This is a genomic window from Paenisporosarcina sp. P4_E4_2, from assembly GCF_056401595.1.
The window spans coordinates 1-4190 of record NZ_JBFUJC010000274.1 but is presented as its reverse complement, the minus strand read 5'-3'; the positions used below and the strand labels follow the sequence as shown (position 1 = coordinate 4190).

The following is a 4190-nucleotide window of genomic DNA, read 5'->3' as shown; positions in this document are numbered from 1 at the left end:
TTTCTGAAGACTCCTGCGGAAAAACGAAATAAGTTAGACCCCACAGGTTCAGCTGTCATAGACAGCTGAGCCGAGGAGGCTAGCGTTTCGTCCGCGGAAAGCGAAAGATATAGCCGACCACAATCTCTTTCGTTAGAGTGCAAAAAATAAGAACTCAATTTTTATACTTTTATATTAATTATTATTCTTTTGTCAAAAAGCTGAAACGACCTCAGCTCGAGGTCGTTTTACTTTTCTTCTTGTAACGAGTCATATACAGACTCTTTCTGATCATTTATTTTTTTGGTTGCATCATTGAAAGCATTAATCGCTGATTGAACAAGTTCGTTTTGCACATTGACTTTCGTTACATGTTCCTGAAGTTCTTCTTGTTGAGTTTCTTCATTCGCTAGCATTTCATATAAATCACTTTGTAAGTCAGTTAATTTTTGATATTCATCACTTACGACATCATGTGCTTCATATCGCGCATCCATTGTAGCTTGTAATTCAGATACCGAAGATTTGATTTGATCTTCTTTTGCCTCTTCTACTATTTTATCTAATGAAGAAAGTGATTCTTGGGCGCCTTTAATCGAATCATTCTCTTCTTTTAATAGAGTTAATCTTTCAGTTAATGATAATTTCATCTCTTCAACTTTTGCACCGACTTTTTCTTTCTGTTCTTGAGTAAGTTCCATCGTTTGGTTAAAAGTCAGTTGTTCTTTCTTTTCTAATTCAGCCAATTTTGCTTGTGCGTCACGATATCCTTGTTCTTCTTCATATATTTTAGTTAATGAATCGGATAATTGCTGCTCAACAGATGTTCCTATTGAACATGCAGAGAGTAATAGTGAAGTAGACAAAACGGTACCAATTACAATTTTTTTCATTTCATAACCTCCCAAATCTTTTTTTACTATAGACCTTCAAGTGAAAAATTTCAACTTCACTAAATTCGTCATTTTCGTTTGCACAAGGGCTAACCTTCGCTATACTAATTAAAGACTGAAAGTAGGAAAGGAAGACCACGATGTTTGTAATGAAAGATATTATCCGCGAAGGACATCCAACTTTGCGAAAAAAAGCGCAGGAAGTAGATTTCCCTCTATGCACTGAAGATGCCAAATTGGCACAGGACTTATTGGACTATGTGAAAAACAGTCAAGATTCGGAAATGGTGGGACGATATGACTTGCGTCCTGGAATCGGAATAGCTGCACCCCAAGTCAATGTATCAAAGCGTATGTTTGCACTTCACTTACCGGACGATGAATTAAGTCTAGTTGCCATAAATCCAAAAATAATCAGTCACTCAGTTGAAAAAACGTATATTACTGTTGGAGAAGGTTGTTTATCTGTTGACCGTGCAATAGAAGGTTATGTTCCTAGATATGCACGCATAACCGCCAAAGGTATTTATCCAGATGGAAAAGAATTCAAACTGCGTTTAAAAGGTTTACCAGCAATCGCTTTTCAACACGAGTTGGATCACTTGAACGGGATTATGTTTTTCGATCACATCAACAAGAAAAACCCTTTTGAAGAAATCCCTGATGCCGTTCCTTATGAACGAAAATAATAAAGGTTCCCAAAAATTTTGGGAACCTTTTTGCTGTTTATTTGAATTAAATAAGCTTTAAATATCTCATGGCATTTACTAAACCATCTTCGTCAACATGAGTGGTAACATATTTAGCACGTTTCAACGCTTCTTCATGTCCATTCCCCATACAAACGCCAAAACCTACCGCCTCCAACATTTCGACATCATTCAGCCCGTCTCCAAAAGCAATCGTGTCTTCAACTGCGATTTGAAGTTTTTCACATAAAAAATATACAGCATTGGCTTTTGAAGCCCCATTTGGCAAAATATCAGTAGATACACGATGCCATCTGACGAATTTCAAAAGCGGGAAATTTTCTTTGTATGCCTTTTCTTCTTCAAAAGAGCAAAATAAAAGCGCTTGATAAATTTTTTGATTAAGATAAAAATCTTTTTCGAAAGCAGGATGAGGAAACTTCAGGGTACTGATGCTTTCTTCTACATGAGGATGATATGTACTAGAGGCAATCATTTTTTCAGCATTCATATATACCATCGGATGATTTTTGATTTCCGCGTAGGCCGATACTGACTTGAGTAGTTCAAGATCAATTTGTGTTTTGGACACCACTTCACCTTTATAGACAATATATTGACCGTTAAAACATATGTACGAGTCAATCTCTAATTCTTTTAGAACATCCTGAATCATAAAAGGTGCTCGTCCAGTAGCGATAAAAACTTCATGCCCGTTTTTTCGAGCTTCGAATACTGCTTCTTTCGCTTTGATTGGTAACTTTTTATCGGAATTATATAAGGTTCCGTCAATATCAAAAAACAATACTTTTCTCAAAACTTTCATCCTTTCTTTTGTCCTCCAGTCTACTAAAGACGGGAACCCTTTACAAAAGTTGCAATTTTCTGTATAATGATGTATAAGGAGTGATTTGCCATGTTAAAGCGTCTAAAAAAGAAATTATTGAGACGGTTGGGCGGCATAYTCGGGAAAAAATCGATCGCTTAATTTTTTGCCCTGCTATTTATAGTAGGGCTTTTCTTTATTTTAAAAGGCGCTCGTGATAATATAAAGAGAATGTAATTATTTTGAACGTGAAAAAGGAGAGCAAAACATGATTTACAAAGTTTATTATCAAGAAAACGTGCTTGAAGTGCCAGTTCGCGAAAACACAAAAAGCCTTTATATCGAAGCATCCTCTGAACGTGAAGTTCGTTACGCTTTAAAGGATCGCAAGTATAATATCGAATTCGTTCAGCTACTAGAAGGTAATCATTTATCTTACGAACAAGCTAGCGAAAACTACAAAGTGGAGAAACTTTAATCCACATGAAATTTGTTAAGAATGATCAAACAGCGGTTTTCGCACTCGGCGGACTGGGCGAAATCGGTAAAAACACTTATGGTGTTCAATTCCAAGATGAAATAATTTTAATTGATGCAGGTATTAAATTCCCTGAAGATGATTTACTCGGGATTGATTACGTTATTCCTGATTACACGTACCTTGTGAAAAATGTAGACAAGATTAAAGGTCTATTTATTACACACGGTCACGAAGATCACATCGGTGGTATTCCCTATTTGCTGAAACAATTAAATATCCCTGTTTACGGAGGCAAACTTGCACTAGGTTTATTGCGAAATAAATTAGAAGAACATGGTTTATTGCGTACAACTAAAATGCATGTAATCGCTGAAGAAGACGTGATTAAATTCAGAAAAACTTCAGTGAGTTTCTTCCGTACAACGCACAGTATTCCGGATGCATACGGCATCGTAGTTAAAACACCACCCGGCAATGTTGTACATACAGGAGATTTTAAATTCGATTTCACACCCGWTGGTGAACCAGCTAACTTAACCAAAATGGCTGAAATTGGCCGAGACGGCGTGCTGTGTTTGCTTTCTGATAGTACAAATGCAGAAGTACCAAATTTCACAATGTCAGAGCGTAAAGTTGGCGAAAGCTTGTCGGAAATTTTCCGTAAAGTTGATGGTCGCATCATTTTCGCAACTTTTGCGTCAAACATTCATCGCTTACAACAAGTAACGGAAGCGGCTGTCCATCACGGACGTAAAATTGCTGTTTTTGGACGTAGTATGGATAACGCCATTACAATCGGACGTGAACTTGGCTATATTACTGCACCGAAAGAAACATTCGTCGATGCGCAATCATTGAATCGTTTGCCTGCGAATGAAGTTATGATTTTATGTACAGGTAGCCAAGGTGAACCGATGGCAGCGTTATCGAGAATTGCAAACGGTACACACCGACAAATTCAAATTCAACCAGCGGATACGGTAATTTTCTCTTCTTCACCGATTCCTGGTAATCGTACAAGCGTCAATCGAACAATCAACTTATTGTTCCGTGCAGGAGCAGATGTTATTCATGGTTCATTGAATAACATTCACACTTCAGGTCATGGTTCTCAAGAAGAACAGAAATTGATGTTACGTTTAATGAAACCTAAATTCTTTATGCCGATTCATGGTGAGTATCGTATGTTGAAAATGCATACGGAACTTGCTGTTGATTGTGACGTGGAGCCGGAAAATACTTTCATCATGGAAAACGGTGATGTATTGGCACTTAGCCAAAACCAAGCAGCAGTCGCTGGTCGCATTCCTTCAGGTGATGTT

5 protein-coding genes are annotated in these 4190 nt (G+C 37.4%); 3 read left to right on the top strand and 2 right to left on the bottom strand.

All coding sequences use genetic code 11. The features are described from left to right. Positions 1–227 precede the first annotated feature (227 nt). The gene (locus AC1DSB_RS15260; protein WP_477532596.1) at positions 228–872 is read right to left on the bottom strand and encodes a YkyA family protein; all 645 of its coding nucleotides are present in this window, start codon (positions 870–872) and stop codon (positions 228–230) included. A 140-nt stretch (positions 873–1012) separates the two neighbouring features. Here AC1DSB_RS15260 and def point away from each other — a divergent pair, with 140 nt between their 5' ends. Next, entirely contained in the window at positions 1013–1561 is a 549-nt protein-coding gene (gene def / locus AC1DSB_RS15255) for a peptide deformylase (RefSeq protein ID WP_342541865.1), read from the top strand. Positions 1562–1607: 46 nt separating this feature from the next. Here the strand turns inward: def and AC1DSB_RS15250 are convergent, their stop codons facing one another. Then, positions 1608–2378: a Cof-type HAD-IIB family hydrolase gene (locus tag AC1DSB_RS15250; RefSeq protein WP_477532599.1), complete on the bottom strand. Its 771-nt coding sequence runs from the start codon at positions 2376–2378 to the stop codon at positions 1608–1610. A gap of 277 nt (positions 2379–2655) precedes the next feature. On the opposite strand from AC1DSB_RS15250, the gene AC1DSB_RS15245 reads away from it, so the two are divergent. Continuing rightward, a complete protein-coding gene (locus AC1DSB_RS15245) occupies positions 2656–2865 on the top strand; it encodes a DNA-dependent RNA polymerase subunit epsilon (protein ID WP_016427835.1) in 210 nt (69 codons plus the stop codon). Between the two features lie 5 nt (positions 2866–2870). Next, positions 2871–4190: ribonuclease J (locus tag AC1DSB_RS15240; RefSeq protein WP_477587028.1), on the top strand; the 1320-nt coding region annotated here is incomplete at its 3' end.